Source organism: Halomonas sp. THAF5a, from assembly GCF_009363755.1.
Taxonomy (GTDB): Bacteria; Pseudomonadota; Gammaproteobacteria; order Pseudomonadales; family Halomonadaceae; genus Halomonas.
The window spans coordinates 589,180-609,685 of the sequence record NZ_CP045417.1; the positions used below are offsets into that span (position 1 = coordinate 589,180).

Here is a 20,506-nt window from a genome sequence, read left to right on the forward strand (position 1 = left end):
TCATACAGGCTTTCGTGCGACGGGCCATGGTCGCCGCCGGTGGGACCCCTCGAGTCGGACGCGCGCTTTCCGGGCTCACGCCCGCCCCGGTCACACCAGCTGAACTCACTCCAGCCGAACTCACTCCAGCTGAACTCATTCCAGGTGAACCTGGCCCAGCACCTCGGTCAGCTGCGCCAGCGCCTCGCCGCTGTGGCGCCAGAAGTGCCAGTAGAGCGGCACGGCGAGCGCCCGCTCGGGGGCGAGACTCGCCAGCCGGCCCTCGGCCTCCAGCGCCGCCACCTGCATGCGCGGCAGCATGCCGTAGCCCATGCCGGCGAGCGTCAGGCCCACGAAGCCCTCCGAGGAGGGGCAGAGGTGGTAGGGAAAGCGGCCGTGGTAGCCGCAGCTCGCCAGGAAGCGGTGCTGCAGCTGGTCATGGGGGCCGTAGACGATGGCCGGGGCGCGCCGGAAGGCCTCGGCCGTCGGCCCCGCCGGGAAGTGGCGGGCGATGTAGGCCGGGGTGGCGAAGGGGTGGTAGACCATGGTGCCCAGCCGCACGCAGCGCGCCCCGGCGATGGGGCGGTCGCTGGCGCACAGGCAGGCCGCCACCTCGCCGTCGCGCAGCCGCTTGAGCCCCACGTCCTGGTCCTCGATCACCAGGTCCAGCAGCAGGCCCCGGGAGCGGCAGAAGTCGCCCACGGCCTCGGGCCACCAGGTGGCCAGGCTGTCGGCATTGAGGGCGATGCGCAGGCGCGGCGCGGCCTCCTCCAGGGTCGGCAGGGTCGTGCGCAGGTCGCGCTCCAGCAGCTGCACTTGCTGGACGTGGTTGAGCAGTCGCTGGCCCGCGGGGGTGGGCGCGAGCCGGGGGTGGCGGATCAGCACCGGCTGGCCCAGGCGGACCTCCAGCGCCTTGATGCGCTGGGAGACCGCCGACTGGGAGAGCCCCAGCTGCTCGCCGGCGCGCTCGAAGCCGCCGCACTCGATCACCGTGGCCAGCGCCTGGAGCAGCTTGTAGTCCAGCATGGGGTCTCCTTGGGATGGGCATTGCCGACGCCTGATATAAGCAAGACTGATGTGATATTAGCAGGATGATTTTTCAGCATATCAGGGCGTCGCTATGCTGGCCCCTCTCGACGAACCAGGAGGGGGAGACACGCGATGCTGGAGAGCTATCTGACCGGGCTATTGGTGAGCGGTGGCATCATCGTCGCCATCGGTGCACAGAACGCCTACGTGCTGGGGGTGGCCGTGCGCCGTGAGCATCACTGGTGGTCGGCGGGGCTCTGCATGAGCGCCGATGCGCTGCTGCTGGTGGCCGGGATGTTCGGCGTCAGCGCGGTGCTGCTGAGCATGCCCAGTGCGCTGGAGGCGCTGCGCTGGCTGGGCGTGGTCTTCCTGACCTGGCTGGCGGCCCAGGCCTTCTTCCGTGCCGCCAGCGGTCGCCAGGGGCTCTCGGTCGGCGGGGCGGGCGAGCGCAGCCCGCGGCGAGTGCTGCTCGCCACCCTCGCGGTCACCCTGCTCAATCCCCAGGTCTATCTGGATACCCTGCTGCTGATTCCCTCCATCGGCGCCCAGCAGCAGAGCGCCATCACCTTCGTGGCCGGGGCGGTCACCGCCTCGGTCCTCTGGTTCAGCCTGCTGGCCTGGGGCGGGGCCGCGCTCTCGCCCTGGCTCTCCCGGCCGCTGGCCTGGCGGGCGATCGACGGCACCATCGGCGTGATGATGGCGGCCATCGCCCTGCACCTGGCCGTGGGCTCGCCCGCCACGGCCTGAGCACGGGCCGGCCTAGCCCTGCCGGGTGGGGCCCTCGTCCTCGGCGTTCCGGCGGTCCAGGGGGAGCCACTCCACTGCCTCGCGGATCACGTCCCGGTAGTTGCGGATCCGCTGCACGTAGTGAACGGGCTCGTAGCCCCGGGCATAGCCGTAGCGGGTGCGGGGGTAGTAGCGCTTGTCGGCCTTGAGCGGCAGGACCTCGCGCATGTCGGCCCAGGAGTCCGGGTCCTTGCCGAGCTCGCGGGCGAGCTGGCGGGCGTCCAGCAGGTGGCCGCGGCCGATGTTGTAGCTGGCCAGGGCCAGGTAGGTGCGGTCCGGTTCGGGGATGGTGTCGGGCAGCCGTTCGTGGCGGTCGGCCAGGTAGCGGGCGCCGCCGTCGATGGCCTGGGCCGGGTCCAGGCGATTGGCCACGCCGAGCGACGCCGCGGTGTTCCGGGTCAGCATCATGATGCCGCGTACCCCGGTGGGGGAGACGGCGTGGGGATCCCAGTGCGACTCCTGGTAGGCCAGGGCGGCGAGCAGGTCGGCGGGCATGCCGGTCTCCTCGGCGGCGGCGAGGAAGTGCGACAGCAGCGGCGGCAGGCGCTCCTCGATGCGCCGGTTCAGGGCCCGCAGGTCGACGAAGTCGAAATCGCCGATGTAGTCGTAGTAGCGGTGCGCCATCGCCTCGAGGTGGGCGTCGCCCTCGGGACTCGCCATCCACGCCCGGGCCCGCTCGGCCAGGGCCTGATGCCCCGCGGGCAGGTACCAGCCCAGCCGGTCGCCCCGGGTCAGGTTCAGGGCCACTTCCAGGTGGGGGAAGTGACGGCGCACCACCTGCACGATGTTGGAGTCGGCCAGGGTGCAGTCGACGTCGCGATCCGCCACCGCGGCGAGCAGCATCTCGGTGGTGCGCGGATCCTCGACGTAGCCGATGCCGGTGTGATCGTTGGCCAGGCTATCGAGCCGTTCCGCGTAGCTGGAGTCCGCCGTGACGCGGATCTCGACGCCGGCCATCTCCTCCACCTCGCGGGGCATGGGGCGCATCTCGCGATGGCAGACCAGCTGCTCGACGACGTCGGTGTGGCTCGGTCCCTGGCGGAAGCGTTCGTCCCGCGAGGGCAGGTGGGTCAGGCCGGCGGCGGCCAGGTCGACCTCGCCGCCCTCCAGGGCCTCGAGCACCTCGGCGGTGGAGCCCAGGGTCACCCATTCGACCTCCCAGTCGTTGGCCTCGGCGAAGCCCGCGACCAGGTCGTGCTCGGGGCCCGCGGGCGCCTGCCGGCGGTCGAGGTAGTAGGTGGTGGCGGCGTTGCGGGTGGCCACCCGGAGCGTCTCGCCCGGGGCGGGCGGCTCGAGGGTGGCGACCGAGGCCTCGTCCGGGCCGCAGGCGGCGAGCAGGCCCAGCGACAGCAGGGCGATCAGCGGGCGGAGCCTGGACATGGCGATAACTCCTGATCGGCGAAGAGAAAACGGCACTGGCTCACAGCTTAACAGCCTCGCCTCGGCCTCCTGCCGGGGCGAGTCAACGCAGCGTGCTTGGGCGGCGGGTCGATCGCGGTGGCATCTGGATCGAGGCGCCCGGCAGGCCCCGGGTGACCGAGCGACCAAACATGCCCCACGTCGGGCATGCTCGCTGACGGACGCCGTGGTGCACTTTCTGCTATGCTGGGCGGCTTTCATCCTCGCTCCCGTGGCCCCGGCCCGTCGGCGCCCGCCGTCATCGCGCCCCGCCACGCCGCTCGATTCTTCCCGCAGGTCTATTACGTGTCTGATTCCACTGCCGATTTCGCCGCGTTGCCGCTGGCGCCGGAACTGCTGTCCAACCTCGCCACGCTCGGCTATCGCACCATGACGCCGATCCAGGCCGAGAGCCTGCCGCCGATGCTGGCGGGACGCGACGTGATCGCCCGGGCGAAGACCGGCTCGGGCAAGACCGCGGCCTTCGGCCTGGGGCTGCTCTCGCGGCTGACGCTCTCGGCCTCCCGAGTGCAGGGGCTGGTGCTCTGCCCGACCCGGGAGCTCGCCGACCAGGTGGCCGGCGAGCTGCGCCGCCTGGCGCGCAGCCTGCCGAACGTCAAGGTGCTGACCCTGTGCGGCGGCGCGCCCCTGGGGCCGCAGCGCGCCTCCCTGGAGCACGGCGCCCACCTCGTCGTCGGTACCCCCGGCCGGGTGGAGGAGCACCTGCGCAAGGGCGCGCTCGACCTCTCGGGGCTCGAGACCCTGGTGCTGGACGAGGCCGATCGCATGCTCGATATGGGCTTCCAGGCCGCCATGGAGGCGATCATCGCCGAGACCCCGCCAAGCCGGCAGCTGCTGCTGTTCAGCGCCACCTATGCCGAGGCCATCCGGCCCATCGCCGAGCGGCTGATGCGCGAGCCGGTCACGGTGGAGGTCGAGGAACCCCACGACGACACCACCATCCGCCAGCACTTCTACCGGGTGGCCGACGAGGCGGCCCGCTTCGAGGCGCTGCGCCGCCTGCTGCTGCACGTCCGGCCCGCGTCCAGCGTGGTCTTCTGCAATACCAAGCGCGAGACCGATGAGGTCGCCGAGGCCCTGAACGACGCGGGCTTCAGCGCCCTGGCGCTGCACGGCGACCTGGAGCAGCGCGACCGCGACCGGCTGCTGGTGATGTTCGCCAACGGCAGCGCCTCGATCCTGGTGGCCACCGACGTGGCCGCCCGTGGGCTCGATATCGCGGCGCTGGATGCGGTGTTCAACTACCGCATCGCCCGGGAGCTCGAGGTGCACGTCCATCGCGTCGGACGCACCGGCCGCGCCGGCGGCTCCGGGGTGGCCTGCACCCTGGTGGCCGAGCAGGAGGAGTACCGCCTGGCGCGCCTCGCCGACTTCCTCGGCGAGACCCTCGCCCCGGAGCCGCTGCCCGCCCGCGCGGTGCTGGAGCGCGCCCCCTTCACGCCGGCCATGGCGACCCTGGAGCTCGCCGCCGGCAAGAAGCAGAAGGTGCGCCCCGGCGATATCCTGGGCGCCCTGACCGGCGAGGGCGGGATCGACGGCGAGCAGGTGGGCAAGATCAAGGTGCAGGCCACCCGCGCCTACGTGGCCGTGCGTCGCGAGGTCGTCGCCGCGGCCCTCGACCAGCTGGCCAACGGCCGGATCAAGGGGCGCAGCTTCCGGGCCCGCCGCATCCGCCGCTGAGTGCATCCGCAACGCGATTCGCCCGGGGCGTATTCCACCGCCGGGTTCTATGCCAACGTGGTGACATGAAGATACCCAAGAGATTGCAGCCGCTGGTCGAGGATGGCCTGATCGACGAGGTCGAGGGCCAGCTGATGAGTGGCAAGGAAGCCCAGGTGTTCGTGGTGCGTTCCCACGGAGAGCGGCGCTGCGCCAAGGTCTTCAAGGAGGCCAGGAAGCGCAGCTTCAAGCAGGCCGTGCAGTACCAGGAGGGGCGGCGCGAGCGCAACAGCCGCCGCGCCCGGGCGATGGCCAAGAAGACCCGCTACGGCCAGAAGGAGCAGGAGCAGGCCTGGCTCAACGCCGAGGTCGATGCCCTCTACCGCCTGGCGGCCGCCGAGGTGCGGGTGCCCCAGCCGTTCGGCTTCATCGACGGCGTGCTGCTTATGGAGATGATCACCGACGCCGAGGGGCTGACCGCCCCGCGGCTGGACGACGTGACCCTGACGGCGGACGAGGCCCGGGCCCACTACGCCAAGGTGATCGGCGACGTGGTACGCATGCTCTGCGCCGGCCTGGTGCACGGCGACCTCTCCGAGTTCAACGTGCTGCTCGCCGCCGACGGCCCGGTGATCATCGACCTGCCCCAGGCGGTGGATGCCGCCGGCAACAACAGCGCCGCCTGGATGTTCGAGCGCGACGTCGACAACATGCGCCGCTACTTCGGCCGCTTCGCCCCGGAGCTGCTGGCCACCGACTACGGCAAGGAGATCTGGTCGCTCTATGAGGCCGGCGAGCTGCACCCGGAGAGCGAGCTGACCGGCCGCTTCGCGCACGACACCAGCGAGGTCGACGTGGACGACCTGATGAGCGTGATCGACGACGTGCGCGAGGAGGAGGAAGAGCGACGGGCCCTGCGCGACGGTGACCGCGACGCCGGCGTGGCCGAGGCCGCGGCCGACTGGCGGGCCGCCCACGATGCGCCCTGAGCGCCACCGACCGGGATGCCAGCCGACCCGCCGCGAGGCGGGTTTCTGCTATCTTGGGCGCTCATCTTTCGCCCCGACTCATCCGTCACTCATCCTTTGCCTCCCCAAGGAGCCAAGCATGCCCATCGTCACCGTTCAGCAGTTTCCCCGCAGCGTCGAGCAAAAGCGCGAGCTGGCCCGGCGCATCACCGCGGCGTTCGAGGAGGTCTACGGCAATTCACCGGAGTCGGTGCAGGTGTTCTTCAATGAGGTGGACGGCGAGCACTGGGCCCGCGGCGGGGCGATGGGCTGCGACCGCGAGGATGGCCCGCGCTGAACCGCGCCGTGCCGGTGTCGCGTGACGAAGGTCCCGTGGCATGGGGCCTTGGCGTGCCGGCACCCGGGATGTTCGACTAGGCTGTGTGAGCGGCAGGGCCGCCCCGCGAACCGGCGGCCCGCCGCTCCCGAATATCGTAGGTCGATCGACAAGGAGATACGCCATGAATCAATGGATCGCAGGCCTGGGACTGGCCGGCAGCCTGCTGCTGGCCTCCACGGCCATGGCCCAGACGGAACGCAGCGCGGCCCCCGAGGGCGCCGAGGTCTACTTCATCTCCCCCGAGGCCGGGGCGACGGTCGAGAGTCCCGTCACCGTGCGCATGGGCCTCTCGGGCATGGGCGTGGCACCGGCCGGTACCCAGCGCGAGGGCAGCGGCCACCACCACCTGCTGGTCGACACGCCCCTGGACGAGGTGAATCTCGACCAGCCGCTGCCGTCCAGCGAGACCCTGCGCCACTTCGGCGGCGGCCAGACCGAGGTCGACCTCGAGCTCGCGCCCGGTGAACACACCCTACAGCTGCTGTTCATGGACGCCAACCACGTGAGCTTCGACCCGCCGGTGACCTCCGAGGCTATCACCATCACGGTGGAGTGATCCACCGCCCGTCAGGCGGCCACGAGCGCATCGGGGCCCGACGGTCCACCCGCGGGAAGCGGCGTCGCCGGGCCTCGTGCCCGGCCGGTCAGCTCCGGCCCTCGACCTCGGCGTTGTGGAAGACGTTCTGCACGTCGTCCAGGTCGTTGAGGGTGGCCATCAGCTTGTCGAACATCGCCACGTCGTCGCCCTCGACCGGGGTCATGGTCTGGGGCACGAACTGGATCTCGTCGACCTCGAAGTCTAGCTCGCCGAAGGCATCGAGCAGCGCCTGCTTGGCCTTGGCGTACTCGGTGTGGGGCGCGAAGACGGTAATCTGGCCCGCCTCGTTCTCGATGTCGGTGACGTCGACATCGGCCTCCATCAGCGCCTCGAGGGTCGCCTCCTCGTCGTCGCCCTTGAAGGCGAGGATGGCGCAGTGGTCGAACATGTGGCTGACGCTGCCCGGGGTGCCGAGCTTGCTCTTGGCCTTGGTGAAGCAGCCGCGCACGTCGCCGAAGGTGCGGTTCGGGTTGTCGGTCAGGCACTCGACGATGACCATGCAGCTGCCCGGACCGAAGCCCTCGTAGCGTGCCGGGGAGAAGTCCTCGCCACCCACGCCGCTGGCCTTGTCCAGGGCCTTTTCGATGACATGCGACGGCACCTGGTCCTTCTTGGCGCGCTCGATCAGGCCGCGAAGGGCCAGGTTGCCCTCGGGGTCGATGCCGCCCTGCTTGGCGCAGACGTAGATCTCGCGACCGTACTTGCTGTACACCTTGGTCTTGGCGTCGGCCGTCTTGGCCATGGATTCCTTGCGGTTCTGGAAGGCCCTGCCCATTTGCACTGTCCTATGGCGTCGAAACTCGAGGCTGGATTCTACGAAACCGTCGCGGGTGGTAACAGGGATATTTTGCTCAGTGCGCCTCCGTGGTGACGACCGTCATGGCTACACTGCCAGGGAACGCCGTTCACCCTGGAGCCCCACCGGATGGATCACCACGCCTATCGCCATGCCCTGGCCGAGTGCCTCGCCGAGCGCGAGTTGCCCTTTCCCCCCGAGGAGTTCGATACCCGCCGCCGCCGCGTGCGCCAGGCCATGCGGGGCGTCGGCCTCGAGGCGCTGCTGCTCACCGACCCCGCCGATATCTTCTACCTGACGGGCTATCACACCTTCGAGGTCTCGGTGCACACTTGCCTGGTGGTCTCGGCCGAGCGCCTGGTGCTTCAGGTGCCCTCCATCGAGACCGGCCCGGCGGTGGTCACCGCCCGGGTGGACGAGATCCTGGGCTATCGCTGGGAGGGCATCGAGGAGGTGATCGAGCCGCTCGCCGAGGTGCTCGCGCCGTTTCGCGCCATCGGCCTGGACGCCTTCGGCGCCGGCCTGCGCCACGGTGTCATCCGCGCGCTGCAGGCCCGGCTCGGCGGCGAGCGCTTCCGGGACGACGGCGGCGAGCTCCTCGATCGCCTGCGCATCGTCAAGACGCCGGCGGAGCTCGACTGCCTGCGCGAGAGCGCGCGGATCACCTCCCTCGGTCTCGAGGCGGCGATCGCGGCCGTCGCCCCCGGGGTCACCGACAACGAGGTGGCGGCGGCGGGCAGCCGCGCCCTGCTGGCCGCCGGCAGCGAGTTCATGAGCCTGCAGCCCATCGTCACCAGCGGCCGGCGCATCAGCGTCATCCACGTCAACCATCAGCGCCACGTGATCGCCGAGGACGAGCCGGTGTTCCTGGAGTTCGGGTCCGCCTACCGCCGCTACACCGCGCCGATGATGCGCACCGCGGTGGCCGGCCGGGCCAGCGCCGAGATGCAGGCGCTGCGCGACGTCTGCCGCGGCATGTACGAGGCGCTGATCGCGGCGATGCGCCCCGGCCATACCTTCGACGAGGCGGCCCGGGCCGCCGAGGCGGTGCTGGCGCCCCATGCCGACCGCGCCTTCTTCTCCGGCGTGTTCGGCTATGCGGTGGGGGCCCAGTTCCCGCCCAGCTGGGTCGAGGGCACGGGCTACATCGCCCGCGGCCAGAAGCGCGAGTTCGAGGCCGACATGGTCTTCCACCTGCCGCTCTGCCTGCGCCTGCCGGGCCGCTTTGGCATCGGCCTGAGCGATACCGTGCGCGTCACCCCCGACGGGGGAGCGCCGCTCACCGACAACGACTGGCAGCTGCAGGAACGGCCTTGAACGGTACAGGCGACCCCACGCACAGGGACCCTGAGGGGGCTCGCCGGTCCTGGCGATATCACCTCATTTGAACCGACGCCCGACCCGATGCCTCGGCCGGCGCGACGCCGCTCCCAGGCCTGCTGGCCCTCGCCGAGTCTCACGCCAGCCAGGCCAGCGCCAGGCCCGCCGCCAGCGAGGCGACCATCGGCAGGGCCACGCGCAGGCCGAGCCGGCGCGTGCCGAAGGCGGTGGCCAGCCCCGACTTGAAGAGGTTGTTGACCGCGGCGGCGATGATGATCCCCAGCACCGCGGTCGAGGGGGCGATCCGCTCCAGCGACATGCGGGTCAGCGAGAGGGTGATGGCGTCCACGTCGGCCACCCCCGAGGAGGCCGCCAGCAGGTAGATGCCGGCCTCGCCGAAGGCGGCGCGCAGCCACTCGCCGAGCAGCATGATCAGCGCCAGCAGGCCGCCGAAGAGCAGCGCCGTGCGCAGCTCCAGGGGGTTCTGGATCAGGGCCGGGCGGTCGACCCGCAGGCTGCGCCGGTGGCGCCGCCAGAGCCGCAGTGCCGGCAGGTAGAGCAGCAGGCCCATCACCGCGATCGGCGCCAGCAGCCGGGGCAGCAGGTCCGGGCTGATCACCGCGGCATAGAGCAGGATCCTCGGGAACATGGTGCCGCAGGCGACCAGGATGCCGGCGGCCAGCATCGCCTCGATCTCGTGGCTCTGGCGGGAGAGCCGGGCGAAGTGCAGGGTCAGCGCCGTGGAGGAGGAGAGACCGGCGAAGAGCCCGGTGAAGAGGATGCCCTTCTCGGCGCCGCCCAGGCGCATGGCGAAGTAGCCGACGAAGGAGATCGCGGCGATCAGCACCACCATCCACCAGATCTCGTAGGGGTTGAGCACCTCGCCGGGCCCGAGGCCGCGGTCGGGCAGCAGCGGCAGCATCACCACGCTGATCAGCAGCAGCTTGAGGCCGGCGTCGAGCTCGTGGGCCTGCAGCTTGTTCAGCAGGCCATGGATCTCGTGCTTGTTGTCGAGGATCACGGCGGTGATCACCGCGCCGGCGGTGGCCAGCGCCAGGTCGATGGCCATCGCCACCGCGCCGAAGCAGAAGGTCAGCAGCAGCCCCACCAGGCCGGTGATGCTGTAGTCGGGGTGCCGGGCCAGCCGCGCCTGCCAGGCGACCAGCACGGTGGCCACCAGGGCCAGCAGGATCAGCGGGAAGGCCCAGTCGCTGACGGCCTCGGAGAGCAGGGCGGCGAGGCCGCCGAGCAGGCCGACCAGGGCGTGGGTGCGGATGCCCGCGATGCGCTCCCCGGAGCGCTGCCCCCGGGCGACCCAGCCGCGCTCGATGCCGATCAGGGCGCCCAGCAGCAGCGCCACGCCCAGGCGCAGCGCGGGTTCGTTGGCGATCAGGAAGTCGCTGGCGACATCGTCCATGGCGAGGGTGTTACCCGTGTCGTCCGATGATCGGCGGATGCCTTCAGGGTGGCCGCTCGGCGCCGTCGCTTCAACGTCGGCGGGCCCGAGAGCATCACGGGGCGACAGCCGCGGACAATCCGGCACACTCGATGAAGCCCCTCTGGCGGTCAGACAAGGATAACGGGCGGCATGACGGACCTTTCGTTCACGGACGACACGCGCCGCGGCTGGCCCCGGCTGACCGCTGTCGGCACCTACCTGCTGGCGCTGCTGATGCTGGCCGCCTTCCTGGCCTGGGTGCTCGTCGACCATCGCCAGCGCGGCCATCGTCGCCAGCACCATCGCCCTCTCCCGGAGGCTGAAGTTGGAGGTGCTCGCCGAGGGGGTCGAGATCGAGGCCCAGCGGGCCTGGCTGATGGCCCACGGCTGCGAGGCCTTCCAGGGCTACCTCTTCGGCCGGCCGGTGCCGGCCGAGGCGCTCGCGGCGACGCGCCCGGCGGCCCCCTGACCCGCGCCTTTCGAGGCGACGAGCCTGCGTCCCGTCACCCCTTCATCCCTTCAGATGCTGGCGGGCCTCCTCGGCGCTCTCGTAGATATGCGGCGGCACGGCGCGCGCCTCCAGGGCGTGGCCGAGCTTGCTGCGCATGAAGCCGCTGGTGGTGTAGCGGGTCACCCGGGTGTAGAAGCGCGCCTCCAGGCCGCGCACCATCTCGGTGTAGGGGGCGAGCAGGGCGTCGTCGATGCGGAAGTGGTCGTAGTTGACGATCGCCTGGACCCGGCGGCCCAGCGTGGCGAGGCGGCGCTCGACCTCCCGCTCGATGGCGTCGATGTCCTCCCGGGAGGCGACGCGCAGGTGCTCGAAGTTGATGAAGAGCACGTCCTCGTCCTCGTCGAGGCTGAAGCGCTCGGCCAGCGGTCGCTCCAGCAGTTCCTCGGCGAGCCCCATGGGGGCCTCCTGGAAGATGCGCGGGTCCATCCGGCGGGGCGGCTCGGGCATCAGCGGGGTGAAGTCCATCAGCGCCAGGACGTCGCGCGCCAGGTCGACCCCCGGGGCGATCTCGGTGAGCACGAGGCCTTCCGGGGTGAGCTCGAAGACGGCGCGCTCGGTGACGTAGCAGACCGGCTTGCCGTCCGCGGCGGCCAGCGCCCCGCTGAAGGTGCGCTGCTCCACCTCGGCGACGAACTTGCTCAAGCCCCCTTCGGGCAGCCTCAGCGCCCCGTCGACGACCGCGAGCGTCTCCCGGGTGGCGACGAAGGTGCCCATGAACACCACCCGGCGGGCGTTCTGGCTGATGTTGATGAAGCCGCCGGCGCCGGCCAGGCGCGGGCCGAAGCGGGAGACGTTGACGTTGCCGATGGCGTCGACCTCGGCCATGCCGAGGAAGGCGATGTCGAGCCCGCCGCCGTCGTAGAAGTCGAACTGCGCCGGCTGGTCGATGATCGCCTGGGTGTTCAGCGCCGCGCCGAAGTCGAGCCCGCCGGCCGGCAGCCCGCCGATCACCCCGGGCTCGGCGGTCAGGGTCAGGTGCGCGAGCAGGCGTTCTTCGCTTGCCACCGCGCCGACGCCCTCGGGCATGCCGATCCCCAGGTTGACCACGCTGTTGGGCTTGAGCTCGAAGGCCGCACGCCGGGCGATGATCTTGCGCGCCGAGAGCGGCAGCGGCGCGGGGGCCGCCATGGGGGCGCGGATCTCGCCGGAGAAGGCCGGGTTGTAGGCGGTGGCGAAGGTCTGGCCGTGCTGCGCCGGGTCCTCGCAGACCACCACGCAGTCGACCAGTACGCCGGGGATCTTCACGTCCTTGGGGCGCAGGGTGCCGGACTCGGCGAGGCGCTCCACCTGCACGATCACCACGCCTCCGGAGTTGCGCACCGCCGTGGCGATGGCCAGTGCCTCCAGGGTCAGCGCCTCGCGCTCCATGCTGACGTTGCCCAGGGTGTCGGCGGTGGTGCCGCGCAGCAGCGCCACCTGCAGCGGCAGGGCGCGGTAGAAGAGGTACTCCTCGCCGTCGATGGGCAGCAGCGAGACGCGCTCCTCCGTGGTGGCCTCGTTGATCCGGCCGCCGCCCAGGCGCGGGTCGACGAAGGTGCCGAGCCCCACCCGGGTGAGGGTGCCGGGCTTGCCGGCGGCGATATCGCGGAAGAGGTGCGAGATCACCCCCTGGGGCAGGTTCCAGGCCTGGATGCGCCCCTCGATGGCGAGGCGCTGCAGGGCCGGCACCAGCCCCCAGTGGCCGCCGATCACCCTTGCCACCAGCCCCTCGTGCCCCAGGTGGTTGAGCCCGCGGGTCTGGCCATCGCCCTGGCCGGCGGCGTACATCAGGGTCAGGTCCCGGGGCTCGCCGGTCTCGAGGAAGCGTTCCTCCAGGGCCACGGCGAGCGCCTCGGCGAAGCCGATGCCGACGAAGCCGCCGGTGGCGACGGCGTCGCCGTCGCGGATCAGGTTCACGGCCTCCCGGGCGGAGACCACCTTGCCCTTCTCGGCGAAGGGCTGGCGGGAGAGCAGGGGATGAGGCATGGCCGGCGTCCTCGTGAGGGGGCGTGGTCTGCCTTCACGGTAGCACGCCGTCCGGCAGTCGGCGGGACTTGCCAGCGGCCGGGGAGTGACGAATACTGTACAGAAATACAGTTTTAGCGGAGGTGCCCATGAGCTCGATGACGTCTCTTGCCGTGCGGGCGGTCGGCCGCGCGGCGGCGCTGCCGGGGGCGGCGGCCCAGCCGCTGATGGGGTGTCGGGTGCGGGCCGGCTTCCCGAGTCCGGCCGACGATCATCTCGACGTGGAGATCGACCTGCACGCCCATGTGGTGCGCCGCCCGGCCGCCACCTACTTCGTGCGCGCCGAGGGCGACTCCATGCTCGGCGACGGCATCCACGACGGCGACCTGCTGGTGGTGGATCGCAGCCTGGAGCCGCTGCCCGGGCGGGTGGTGGTGATCGCCGTGGACGGCGAGCCCACCGTGAAGCGCCTGGAGCGCCGCGGCGAGCAGACCTTCCTGGTGGCCAGCAACCCGCGCTTCGCGCCGATCCCCCTGGCCGGGCGCGAATGCCAGGTGTGGGGCATCGTCACCCACGTGCTCCACGCCCTGCCGGGGGGCGAGCCGTGATCGCCCTGGTCGACTGCAACAACTTCTACGTCAGCTGCGAGCGGGCCTTCGCGCCGCGCCTGGAGGGGCGACCGGTGGGCGTGCTTTCCAACAACGACGGCTGCGTGGTGGCGCGCTCCAACGAGCTCAAGGCGCTGGGGGTGGCCATGGGCGCGCCCCTCCACCTGCTGCCGCCGGCGATCCGCCGCCAGGCGGTGCTGCTCTCCAGCAACTACGCGCTCTACGGCGACATGAGCCGGCGGGTCAACCGGATCCTCGACGAGTTCTCGCCGGACGTGGAGGCCTACTCCATCGACGAGAGCTTCGTGGGCTTCTCGGGCTTCGCGACGGAGGGCCTGGAGGGCCACGCCCAGCGGCTGCGCGAGACGGTGCGCCGGGATACCGGCATCCCGGTCTGCGTGGGGCTGGCGCCGACCCGGGTGCTGGCCAAGGTGGCCAACCACGCGGCCAAGAAACAGGCGGCCTTCGAGGGCGTCTGCCGGCTCGACGCCGACACCCCCGCCACCCGCGCGTTGCTCGAGGGGCTGCCGGTGACCGAGCTGTGGGGCGTGGCGCGGCGCACCGCCGAGCGGCTGGCGCTGATGGGGATCCACACCGCCTGGCAGCTGCGCGAGGCCGACCCCAAGCAGGTCCGTCGCCGCTTCTCGGTGGTGCTGGAGCGCATCGTCTGGGAGCTGCGCGGACGCCCGGCCATCGTGCTCGACGACCTCGAGGCGCCGCGCCAGCGCATCATGGTCTCGCGCTCCTTCGGGCGGCTGACCGGTGCCTTCGCGGACTTGCAGGAGGCGGTGCGTCAGCACGCCGCCCGGGGCGCCGAGAAGCTGCGCGGCCAGGGCAGCCAGGCCCGGGCGGTGATGGTCTTCCTGCGCACCAACCCCCACCTGGCCGGCGAGCGCCAGTACCGCAACAGCGCGGTGGTGCCGCTGCCGGCGCCCAGCGACGACAGCCGCACGCTGCTCGCGGCCGCCGCCCGGGGGCTCGAGGCGATCTTCCTCGAGGGGCCGCGCTACCAGAAGTGCGGGGTGATGCTGCTCGACCTGGTGGAGGCCGAGCGCCACCAGCTCTCGCTGCTGGCGCCCCGTCGCGAGGCCGAGCGCGGCCGCAGTCAGCGGCTGATGGCGGCGGTGGACCGACTCAACCGCGAGATGGGCCGCGACACCGTGCGCTTCGGCCTGCCGCGCGCGGGCACCGCCTGGGCGCTGCGCTGCGAGCGGCGCACGCCGCGCTACACCACCCGCTGGGACGAGCTGATGCGCGTGCGCACCGGCTGAGGCGCCCGCCAGCGTGTCGGCGCCTCAGGTGTCGGCCCACATCCGCAGCAGGTTGGCGAGGCTCTTCGAGAGGGTGTCGAAGGTCGCGGTCTTGCCGCTCTCCTCGAAGAGGCGCCGGCGGGTGGAGTCCAGGTCGAAGAGCACCTCCCGCTGCTGGGGATCGCGGACCAGGCTCTGCGCCCAGCCGACCGCCGCCAGGCGCTCGCCCCGGGTGACCGGCTCGACCCGGTGCAGGGTCGAGGAGGGGTAGAGCACCAGCGAGCCGGCCGGCAGCTTGAAGGTCTGTTCGCCGCCGGTGGTCTCGATCAGCAGCTCGCCGCCGTCGTAGCTGTCCGGGTCGCCGAGGAAGAGGGTGAAGGAGATATCGGTGCGCATGGCGCCACTCGGGCTACCCATGATGGCATCGTCGACGTGGTTACCGTAGCTCATGCCCGGCTCGTAGCGGCTGAACATCAGCGGCTTCATGCGTCGCGGGCGCACCGCCATCTGGAACAGGGCATGGCGCTGGAGGTGGCCGGTCACCTCCTCGCGCAGCGCGCCGACGGCGGGGTGGCGACCCTCGGCCTGGCGGTTGTGCTTGACCGTGCGGGCATGCCAGCCGGCGGTCTCGCGCCCGTCCTGGAAGGGCGTGTCGGCCAGGGTGGTCTGGATGCGCTGAAGCAGCTCCTCGGGAATGATCTGGGCGATGCAGAGGATCACGATCGACTCCATGGGGGTGGGGGTGGCCCCCAGTATATCTGAATGAAAAGGATTTGCGTTCCGTGGCCGGGCGGTACTATCGTTTCGTCGCGGCGTCTGCCGCCCAACTTCATGCAACGAGACCCACGTAACGAGAGGAAGCGCGCATCATGGCCACTACCCGCACCAAGCTCTGGATCGGCGTCGGAACGAGTGTCCTGCTGGGCACGGCGAGCGCCGGCTGGGCCGACACCGTCGAGGCTCACGAGGGCGAGAGGAACGCCGCCGAGCAGGGCCACCACCACGAGGGCGGCGAGGGCGGTGAGCACAGCCAGCACCACGAGGGCGGCGAGCACGGCCATCACCATGAAGGTGGTGAAGGTGGTGAAGGCGGAGAGCATGGCCATCACCCTGAAGGCGGCGAAGGTGGTGAAGGTGGTGAAGGTGGTGAAGGCGGAGAGCACGGCCATCACCCTGAGGGAGGCGAAGGCGGCGAAGGCGGCGAAGGCGGCGAAGGCGGAGAAGGCGGAGAAGGCGGCGGCCTGGGCCCCGACCCGCTGGCGGTCTTCTCCGGCTGGGATGCGGCCCAGGGCGGCGAAGGCGGAGAAGGCGGCGAAGGCGGTGAAGGCGGTGAAGGCGGCGAGAACGCCACCGCGCCCGCCGATAACCCCGGTGTCTTCTACACCCGCCTGGCCATGATGCAGGGCCACCTCGAGGTCGCCCGCGAGCTCTATCGCCAGGGCGAGCAGGATGCCGCCGTGGTGCACTTCGCCCACCCCCTCGACGAGCAGTATCCGTCCGTGGCATCGGCCCTGGCGTCCCGGGGCGTCGACGAGGCGGTGCAGCAGTCGCTCGAGACCCTCGAGCAGGGCGCCCGCGAGGGACTGGCCTGGGAGTCGCTCGAGTCGCGCTACGCCGAGGTCGAGACCACCCTCGAGGAGGCCATGGCCACCACCGAGGCCTCGCTGCTCGAGGATCCGGCCTTCGTCAGCCGGGTGCATCGCGCCCTGGTCACCGCCTCGCTGTACGAGTACGCCGAGGCCATCGAGGAGGGTGAGTTCACCAACGTCGTCGAGTACCAGGACGGGCGCGGCATGATGCGGGTGGGCCGCCAGCTGCTCGAGCGCCAGGGCGAGGTGTTCGGCGAAGGCGAGAACTACCAGGCCCTGCTGAACGCCTACGACGAGGCCCTGCAGGCCTGGCCCTCGGCCGAGGCTCCGGCGCAGCCGGCGATGAGCTTCGGTGAGCTCTCGGGGGCCGTCTTCCGCCTGGAACAGCGGCTGGGCGACTACTGAGGCATGAGCCGCCGCCATGCCTCGGGCATGGCGGCGGCGGGGCAACCGACGAGATCGCCGACACCGGGCGTCAGCGAACGCCCATCCGGCGCCGGGGCTCCCTGGCAGGCTGCTACGCTGTGGGTCTGCCAAGGAGGTGAGCATGCGATACATCGCGATGGCCCTGCTGCTCCTGCCGCTGACGGGGCAGGCGCAGATCATGACTTGCCCGGACGGTTCCTACCGCGACCGCTGCCCGGGAGGCGAGGCCTTCCAGGGCGGCGGCGTGTCCCACTACGCGGCGCCCGAGCCGCGTTCGTTCTCCCCGCTGCCCGACACCGACCGCCCCCGCGTCGATGACGACCCTTCCGGCACGGCTCTCTCACGCCCCGCGTCGGGGCCGCGTTCGGTGGCCGAGCGCGCCCGGGACATGGGGATCAGTCGCAATGCGCTGGTCAAGGCCCGCAGCCGTGGCACCATCCTGATCGGCATGGAGGAGAAGGACGTGATCGACATCCTCGGCGAGCCGGATGAGGTCGATATCCGCGGGGGAGACAGCGCCCGCTGCAAGACGATGCACTGGTACGACCGCCGCGACGACCTGCCCGATTACGTCAGCACCTGCGATGGCCGGGTGGATGTCTTCAGCAGCGGCTGATCACCGACGCCGTGGGGGCCCGATCGCGAGCCTCCCGGGCCCAGGACGCAAGACGGCCGCCGCCCCGAAGGGCGGCGGCCGTCTTGCATCTCGTGCTGGTGCCGCAAAGAGGAGTCGAACCTCCGACCTACGCATTACGAGTGCGTTGCTCTACCAGCTGAGCTATTGCGGCGCAGGGGCAGGATAGCGCCGGGCCGGGCATGCTGCCAAGTCAGGAGCGCAGCCGGGTCAGCCCCTCCTGGGCGCTGGAGGCGACCAGCCGGCCCTGGCGGTCGTAGAGGCTGCCGCGGGCGAAGCCGCGGGCCCCGCCGGCCCAGGGGCTGTCCATGTCGTAGAGCAGCCAGTCGTCGACGCGCACGTCGCGGTGGAACCAGAGGGCGTGGTCGAGGCTCGCGATCTGTAGCCGCGGGTCGCGAAAGGCGATGCCGTGGGGCACCAGGGCGGTGGTCAGCAGGTTGAAGTCCGAGCTGTAGCTGAGCAGGCTGCGCTGCAGCGCCTGGTCGTCGGGCAGCTCGCCCACCAGGCGGAACCACAGCCGCTTGCGGGCGGCCTGGCCGGGCTCGGCGGCCTCGTCGATGCGCAGGAACTCGATGGGGTGGCCGGGCAGGCGCACCAGGCGCGCCTCGTCCTGCTGCAGGGCCTCGGGGGCGGGCACGTCCGGCGCCGTGGTCTGGTGGGCGATGCTCTCCTCCGCGCCCTGGAAGGAGGCGCTGCAGAAGAAGATCGGCCGGCCCTTCTGGATGGCGGTGATCCGGCGCGTGGTGAAGCTGCCGCCGTCGCGCACCGCGTCGACCTGGTAGACCACCGGGCGGTGCGGATCCCCCGGGCGCAGGAAGTAGCCGTGCTGGGAGTGGACCCGGCGGCTCGGGTCGACGGTCTGGCAGGCGGCCGAGAGGGCCTGGCCCAGCACCTGGCCGCCGAACAGCTGGGGCAGGCCCAGGTCCTGGCTGCGGCCGCGAAACAGGTTCTCCTCCAGGGCCTCGAGGGCGAGCAGGTCTACCAGGGCGTTCAGGGCATCGGGTGTCATCGTTCCTCCGGGCGGTGGCGTGCAGGGTCGCCACCGGTATCATACGATCGTCTTAATGCCATCCAGTCTACGGGAGTTCCGCACAGTGCGCAGCGACGAGTTCTACATGCATCGGGCGCTGGACCAGGCCCGGCAAGGCCTGGACGCCGGCGAGGTGCCGGTGGGCGCGGTGGTGGTGGACGCCGCGGGCGAGATCGTCGGCGCCGGCTTCAATGCCCCGGTGGGCGGCCACGATCCCAGCGCTCACGCCGAGATCCAGGCGCTGCGCGCCGCCGGCGAGCGGCTCGGCAACTATCGGCTGGAGGGCTGCACCCTCTACGTCACCCTCGAGCCCTGCATGATGTGCACCGGGGCGATCCTCCATGCCCGCCTGGCCCGCGTGGTCTACGGCGCGGCCGAGCCGCGCAGCGGCATGGTGGAGTCGAAGGCCAACCTCTTCGCCCAGCCCTGGCACCACCACCGGGTGACGGTGGAGGGCGGCCTGCTGGCCGCCCGGGCGTCGCGGCTGCTCAAGGCGTTCTTCGCCGCCCGCCGCGAGGGCGGCGACGGCGAGGGCGGCTAGCGGGGGCTGCCCCCCTAGAGGACCGGGGGCACCTGCTCGAAGAGCTCGACGTCGTCGTGGTCCGGGAGCCGGGCGTTGAGCTCGTGGAACTGCTCCTGGCTGCGGTCGAGGTAGGCCAGGATCTCGTAGTAGCGGCGGATGTTGCGCACGTAGATCACCGGCTCGCCGCCCCGGGCGTAGCCATGGCGCGTCCTGCTGTGCCACTCGCGCTCCTGGAGCAGCGGCAGCGAATCGCGCACGTCGCGCCAGCGGTCCGGGTCGCCGCCGCGCATCTCGGTGATCCTGCGGGCGTCGTAGAGATGGCCGAGGCCGACATTGTAGGAGGCCATGGCCATGAACAGGCGGTCGTCGCCCTCGATCGAGTCCGGCAGGCGCTCCTCGATCTGGCGCAGGTAGCGGGCGCCGCCGTGGATGCTCTGGGCCGGGTCGAGGCGGTTGTCGACGCCGAGGTCCCCGGCGGTGGCGTTGGTCAGCATCATCAGGCCGCGCACCCCGGTGGGGGAGGTGGCCCGGGGCTCCCAGTGGGACTCCTGGTAGCCCAGCGCGGCCAGCAGCTTCCAGTCGAAGCCGGTGTTGCGGGCGGCCTCGCGGAACAGGGCATCGTAGCGGGGCAGGCGCTCGCGGGCGTGGGCGATGAAGGTGCGGGCGCCCACGTACTCGAGGTAGTCGTCGTGGCCGAAGTAGCGGGCGACCAGGGCGTCGAGCTGATCACTCCGGCGCAGCGCGTCGAGGAAGCGATTGGCCTCGCCGACCAGCCCCAGCCCGCGGCCGGCGGGGAAGGCCCAGGCCAGGGAGAGCGGCTTGCCTAGGGGGAAGCCGTCCTCGACCTCTGGGAAGAACAGCCGGTTGAGGCGGAACTGGTGCTCGAAGATCACCGCGGCGTCCAGGGTGCCGCCGGCCACCTGGCCGAGCAGCTCGGCCACCTCCAGCTCGGCGGACTCCTTCCAGCCGAGCCAGGGGTGCGCCGCCTGCAGCTCGCGCAGCACCCGGTCGGTGCCGGAGCCGCGCAGGGTGCCGATCTCCAGCCCCTCCAGCTCCTCGATCGTCTCCGGCGGGTGCAAGCCGCGGCGATAGACCAGCAGCGGCTGCAGCGGCATGATCGGCCGGCTGAAGAGCACGCCCTCGAGGGTCGGGTCCAGGGGCAGGGCGGCCGCGCCCAGGTCGCCCTCTTCGCGCACCGCCTCGAGCACGCCGGGGAGGTGGTGGTCGGCGTCCAGGGTCAGGCTGACCCCCAGGTGATCGGCGAAGCGGCGCACCAGCTCGTACTCGAAGCCGGTGGGGCCCTCGCGCCCCTCGTAGTAGGTGGTGGGGGTGTTGCGGGTATGCACGCTGAGGAAGTCCCGGGCGAGCACCTCCTCGAGGTGCGACTCCTCCGGCGTGCCGCCTCGGTGGGGCAGCAGCGTCAGCAGCAGGGCGCTGCACAGCAGGGCGGTCCCGCGCCAGAGGCGCCGGGAAGAGGCGGTCGCGAATGCGGGCATGGGGGCGGTGTGCGGCGATGAGACCTTCAACCATAACCAGCTCATCGATGACTGTCACCTCTGCCGATTTCTCGCGCCCGGCGCTTTCCAGTATCATGTGCGCTCGTTGCCGCCGGCCGCGGCC

The 20,506-nt window shown here is 71.4% G+C and carries 20 protein-coding genes and 1 tRNA gene; 12 read left to right on the top strand and 9 right to left on the bottom strand.

Annotation, left to right across the window (positions count from 1 at the left end; genetic code table 11):
- Window positions 1-135 precede the first annotated feature (135 nt).
- Window positions 136-1,005 carry a LysR family transcriptional regulator ArgP gene (locus tag FIU83_RS02640; RefSeq protein WP_152482637.1) on the bottom strand — a complete coding sequence of 290 codons (870 nt, stop codon included), beginning with the start codon at window positions 1,003-1,005 and terminating at the stop codon, window positions 136-138.
- A gap of 135 nt (window positions 1,006-1,140) precedes the next feature.
- Between FIU83_RS02640 and FIU83_RS02645 the strand changes: the two genes are divergently transcribed.
- Window positions 1,141-1,755, top strand: a complete 615-nt coding sequence (locus FIU83_RS02645; protein WP_152482638.1) for a LysE/ArgO family amino acid transporter — start codon at window positions 1,141-1,143, stop codon at window positions 1,753-1,755.
- A 12-nt stretch (window positions 1,756-1,767) separates the two neighbouring features.
- Here FIU83_RS02645 and mltF (FIU83_RS02650) read toward each other — a convergent pair whose 3' ends face one another.
- Complete coding sequence (mltF, locus tag FIU83_RS02650) at window positions 1,768-3,174, bottom strand: membrane-bound lytic murein transglycosylase MltF (protein ID WP_152482639.1); 1,407 nt, start codon at window positions 3,172-3,174, stop codon at window positions 1,768-1,770.
- 324 nt (window positions 3,175-3,498) lie between these two features.
- On the opposite strand from mltF (FIU83_RS02650), the gene dbpA reads away from it, so the two are divergent.
- The 4 genes from dbpA (at window position 3,499) to FIU83_RS02670 (ending at window position 6,775) form a co-directional block, all read left to right on the top strand.
- Entirely contained in the window at window positions 3,499-4,893 is a 1,395-nt protein-coding gene (gene dbpA, locus FIU83_RS02655; protein WP_152482640.1) for an ATP-dependent RNA helicase DbpA, read from the top strand.
- Between the two features lie 65 nt (window positions 4,894-4,958).
- Window positions 4,959-5,861, top strand: coding sequence for a PA4780 family RIO1-like protein kinase (locus FIU83_RS02660; protein WP_152482641.1), 903 nt, complete (start codon window positions 4,959-4,961; stop codon window positions 5,859-5,861).
- Window positions 5,851-6,177, top strand: coding sequence for a 4-oxalocrotonate tautomerase family protein (locus FIU83_RS17690; RefSeq protein WP_301538568.1), 327 nt, complete (start codon window positions 5,851-5,853; stop codon window positions 6,175-6,177). The genes FIU83_RS02660 and FIU83_RS17690 overlap by 11 nt, the downstream gene beginning before the upstream one ends.
- A 163-nt stretch (window positions 6,178-6,340) precedes the next feature.
- Window positions 6,341-6,775 carry a DUF4399 domain-containing protein gene (locus tag FIU83_RS02670; protein WP_152482643.1) on the top strand — a complete coding sequence of 145 codons (435 nt, stop codon included), beginning with the start codon at window positions 6,341-6,343 and terminating at the stop codon, window positions 6,773-6,775.
- Between the two features lie 88 nt (window positions 6,776-6,863).
- On the opposite strand, the gene FIU83_RS02675 is transcribed toward FIU83_RS02670, so the two are convergent.
- Window positions 6,864-7,592: a YebC/PmpR family DNA-binding transcriptional regulator gene (locus FIU83_RS02675; RefSeq protein WP_152482644.1), complete on the bottom strand. Its 729-nt coding sequence runs from the start codon at window positions 7,590-7,592 to the stop codon at window positions 6,864-6,866.
- Between the two features lie 150 nt (window positions 7,593-7,742).
- Here FIU83_RS02675 and FIU83_RS02680 point away from each other — a divergent pair, with 150 nt between their 5' ends.
- The gene (locus FIU83_RS02680; protein WP_152482645.1) at window positions 7,743-8,930 is read left to right on the top strand and encodes a Xaa-Pro peptidase family protein; all 1,188 of its coding nucleotides are present in this window, start codon (window positions 7,743-7,745) and stop codon (window positions 8,928-8,930) included.
- 139 nt (window positions 8,931-9,069) lie between these two features.
- Here FIU83_RS02680 and FIU83_RS02685 read toward each other — a convergent pair whose 3' ends face one another.
- On the bottom strand, window positions 9,070-10,350 hold the full coding sequence (locus FIU83_RS02685) for a DUF4010 domain-containing protein (protein WP_152482646.1): 1,281 nt from the start codon (window positions 10,348-10,350) through the stop codon (window positions 9,070-9,072).
- Window positions 10,351-10,702: 352 nt separating this feature from the next.
- On the opposite strand from FIU83_RS02685, the gene FIU83_RS17595 reads away from it, so the two are divergent.
- The gene (locus FIU83_RS17595; RefSeq protein WP_253939580.1) at window positions 10,703-10,840 is read left to right on the top strand and encodes a hypothetical protein; all 138 of its coding nucleotides are present in this window, start codon (window positions 10,703-10,705) and stop codon (window positions 10,838-10,840) included.
- Window positions 10,841-10,882: 42 nt separating this feature from the next.
- Here the strand turns inward: FIU83_RS17595 and FIU83_RS02695 are convergent, their stop codons facing one another.
- On the bottom strand, window positions 10,883-12,847 hold the full coding sequence (locus FIU83_RS02695; RefSeq protein WP_152482647.1) for an acyl CoA:acetate/3-ketoacid CoA transferase: 1,965 nt from the start codon (window positions 12,845-12,847) through the stop codon (window positions 10,883-10,885).
- Window positions 12,848-12,975: 128 nt separating this feature from the next.
- Between FIU83_RS02695 and FIU83_RS02700 the strand changes: the two genes are divergently transcribed.
- Together FIU83_RS02700 and FIU83_RS02705 are read left to right on the top strand one after the other, a co-directional pair.
- Window positions 12,976-13,434 (top strand): LexA family transcriptional regulator, encoded by a 459-nt coding sequence (locus FIU83_RS02700; protein WP_152482648.1) that lies wholly within the window; start codon window positions 12,976-12,978, stop codon window positions 13,432-13,434.
- Window positions 13,431-14,705 (top strand): Y-family DNA polymerase, encoded by a 1,275-nt coding sequence (locus FIU83_RS02705; RefSeq protein ID WP_152482649.1) that lies wholly within the window; start codon window positions 13,431-13,433, stop codon window positions 14,703-14,705. The genes FIU83_RS02700 and FIU83_RS02705 overlap by 4 nt, the downstream gene beginning before the upstream one ends.
- 24 nt (window positions 14,706-14,729) lie before the next feature.
- Here the strand turns inward: FIU83_RS02705 and FIU83_RS02710 are convergent, their stop codons facing one another.
- Window positions 14,730-15,404, bottom strand: coding sequence for a Fe2+-dependent dioxygenase (locus tag FIU83_RS02710; RefSeq protein WP_152482650.1), 675 nt, complete (start codon window positions 15,402-15,404; stop codon window positions 14,730-14,732).
- Window positions 15,405-15,553: 149 nt separating this feature from the next.
- Here FIU83_RS02710 and FIU83_RS17695 point away from each other — a divergent pair, with 149 nt between their 5' ends.
- Both FIU83_RS17695 and FIU83_RS02730 read left to right on the top strand, forming a co-directional pair.
- On the top strand, window positions 15,554-16,678 hold the full coding sequence (locus FIU83_RS17695; protein WP_172975992.1) for a hypothetical protein: 1,125 nt from the start codon (window positions 15,554-15,556) through the stop codon (window positions 16,676-16,678).
- 142 nt (window positions 16,679-16,820) lie between these two features.
- The gene (locus FIU83_RS02730; protein ID WP_152482654.1) at window positions 16,821-17,315 is read left to right on the top strand and encodes a hypothetical protein; all 495 of its coding nucleotides are present in this window, start codon (window positions 16,821-16,823) and stop codon (window positions 17,313-17,315) included.
- A 96-nt stretch (window positions 17,316-17,411) separates the two neighbouring features.
- Here FIU83_RS02730 and FIU83_RS02735 read toward each other — a convergent pair.
- Together FIU83_RS02735 and FIU83_RS02740 are read right to left on the bottom strand one after the other, a co-directional pair.
- A tRNA-Thr gene (locus FIU83_RS02735) sits at window positions 17,412-17,487 on the bottom strand.
- A gap of 39 nt (window positions 17,488-17,526) precedes the next feature.
- Entirely contained in the window at window positions 17,527-18,342 is an 816-nt protein-coding gene (locus tag FIU83_RS02740) for an acyl-CoA thioesterase II (RefSeq protein WP_152482655.1), read from the bottom strand.
- Between the two features lie 85 nt (window positions 18,343-18,427).
- Here FIU83_RS02740 and tadA point away from each other — a divergent pair, with 85 nt between their 5' ends.
- The gene (gene tadA, locus FIU83_RS02745) at window positions 18,428-18,904 is read left to right on the top strand and encodes a tRNA adenosine(34) deaminase TadA (protein WP_152485219.1); all 477 of its coding nucleotides are present in this window, start codon (window positions 18,428-18,430) and stop codon (window positions 18,902-18,904) included.
- 14 nt (window positions 18,905-18,918) lie between these two features.
- Here the strand turns inward: tadA and mltF (FIU83_RS02750) are convergent, their stop codons facing one another.
- A complete protein-coding gene (mltF, locus tag FIU83_RS02750) occupies window positions 18,919-20,382 on the bottom strand; it encodes a membrane-bound lytic murein transglycosylase MltF (RefSeq protein WP_152482656.1) in 1,464 nt (487 codons plus the stop codon).
- Between the last annotated feature and the right edge of the window lie 124 nt (window positions 20,383-20,506).

Excerpts from the sequence above, each read along its gene's own strand:
- FIU83_RS02640 (WP_152482637.1), bottom strand. The coding sequence starts at position 1,005 with ATGCTGGACTACAAGCTGCTCCAGGCGCTGGCCACGGTGATCGAGTGC.
- FIU83_RS02645 (WP_152482638.1), top strand. The coding sequence starts at position 1,141 with ATGCTGGAGAGCTATCTGACCGGGCTATTGGTGAGCGGTGGCATCATC.
- mltF (WP_152482639.1), bottom strand. The coding sequence starts at position 3,174 with ATGTCCAGGCTCCGCCCGCTGATCGCCCTGCTGTCGCTGGGCCTGCTC.
- FIU83_RS02660 (WP_152482641.1), top strand. The coding sequence starts at position 4,959 with ATGAAGATACCCAAGAGATTGCAGCCGCTGGTCGAGGATGGCCTGATC.
- FIU83_RS17690 (WP_301538568.1), top strand. The coding sequence starts at position 5,851 with ATGCGCCCTGAGCGCCACCGACCGGGATGCCAGCCGACCCGCCGCGAG.
- FIU83_RS02670 (WP_152482643.1), top strand. The coding sequence starts at position 6,341 with ATGAATCAATGGATCGCAGGCCTGGGACTGGCCGGCAGCCTGCTGCTG.
- FIU83_RS02675 (WP_152482644.1), bottom strand. The coding sequence starts at position 7,592 with ATGGGCAGGGCCTTCCAGAACCGCAAGGAATCCATGGCCAAGACGGCC.
- FIU83_RS02680 (WP_152482645.1), top strand. The coding sequence starts at position 7,743 with ATGGATCACCACGCCTATCGCCATGCCCTGGCCGAGTGCCTCGCCGAG.
- FIU83_RS02685 (WP_152482646.1), bottom strand. The coding sequence starts at position 10,350 with ATGGACGATGTCGCCAGCGACTTCCTGATCGCCAACGAACCCGCGCTG.
- FIU83_RS02695 (WP_152482647.1), bottom strand. The coding sequence starts at position 12,847 with ATGCCTCATCCCCTGCTCTCCCGCCAGCCCTTCGCCGAGAAGGGCAAG.
- FIU83_RS02700 (WP_152482648.1), top strand. The coding sequence starts at position 12,976 with ATGAGCTCGATGACGTCTCTTGCCGTGCGGGCGGTCGGCCGCGCGGCG.
- FIU83_RS17695 (WP_172975992.1), top strand. The coding sequence starts at position 15,554 with ATGGCCACTACCCGCACCAAGCTCTGGATCGGCGTCGGAACGAGTGTC.
- FIU83_RS02730 (WP_152482654.1), top strand. The coding sequence starts at position 16,821 with ATGCGATACATCGCGATGGCCCTGCTGCTCCTGCCGCTGACGGGGCAG.
- FIU83_RS02740 (WP_152482655.1), bottom strand. The coding sequence starts at position 18,342 with ATGACACCCGATGCCCTGAACGCCCTGGTAGACCTGCTCGCCCTCGAG.
- mltF (WP_152482656.1), bottom strand. The coding sequence starts at position 20,382 with ATGCCCGCATTCGCGACCGCCTCTTCCCGGCGCCTCTGGCGCGGGACC.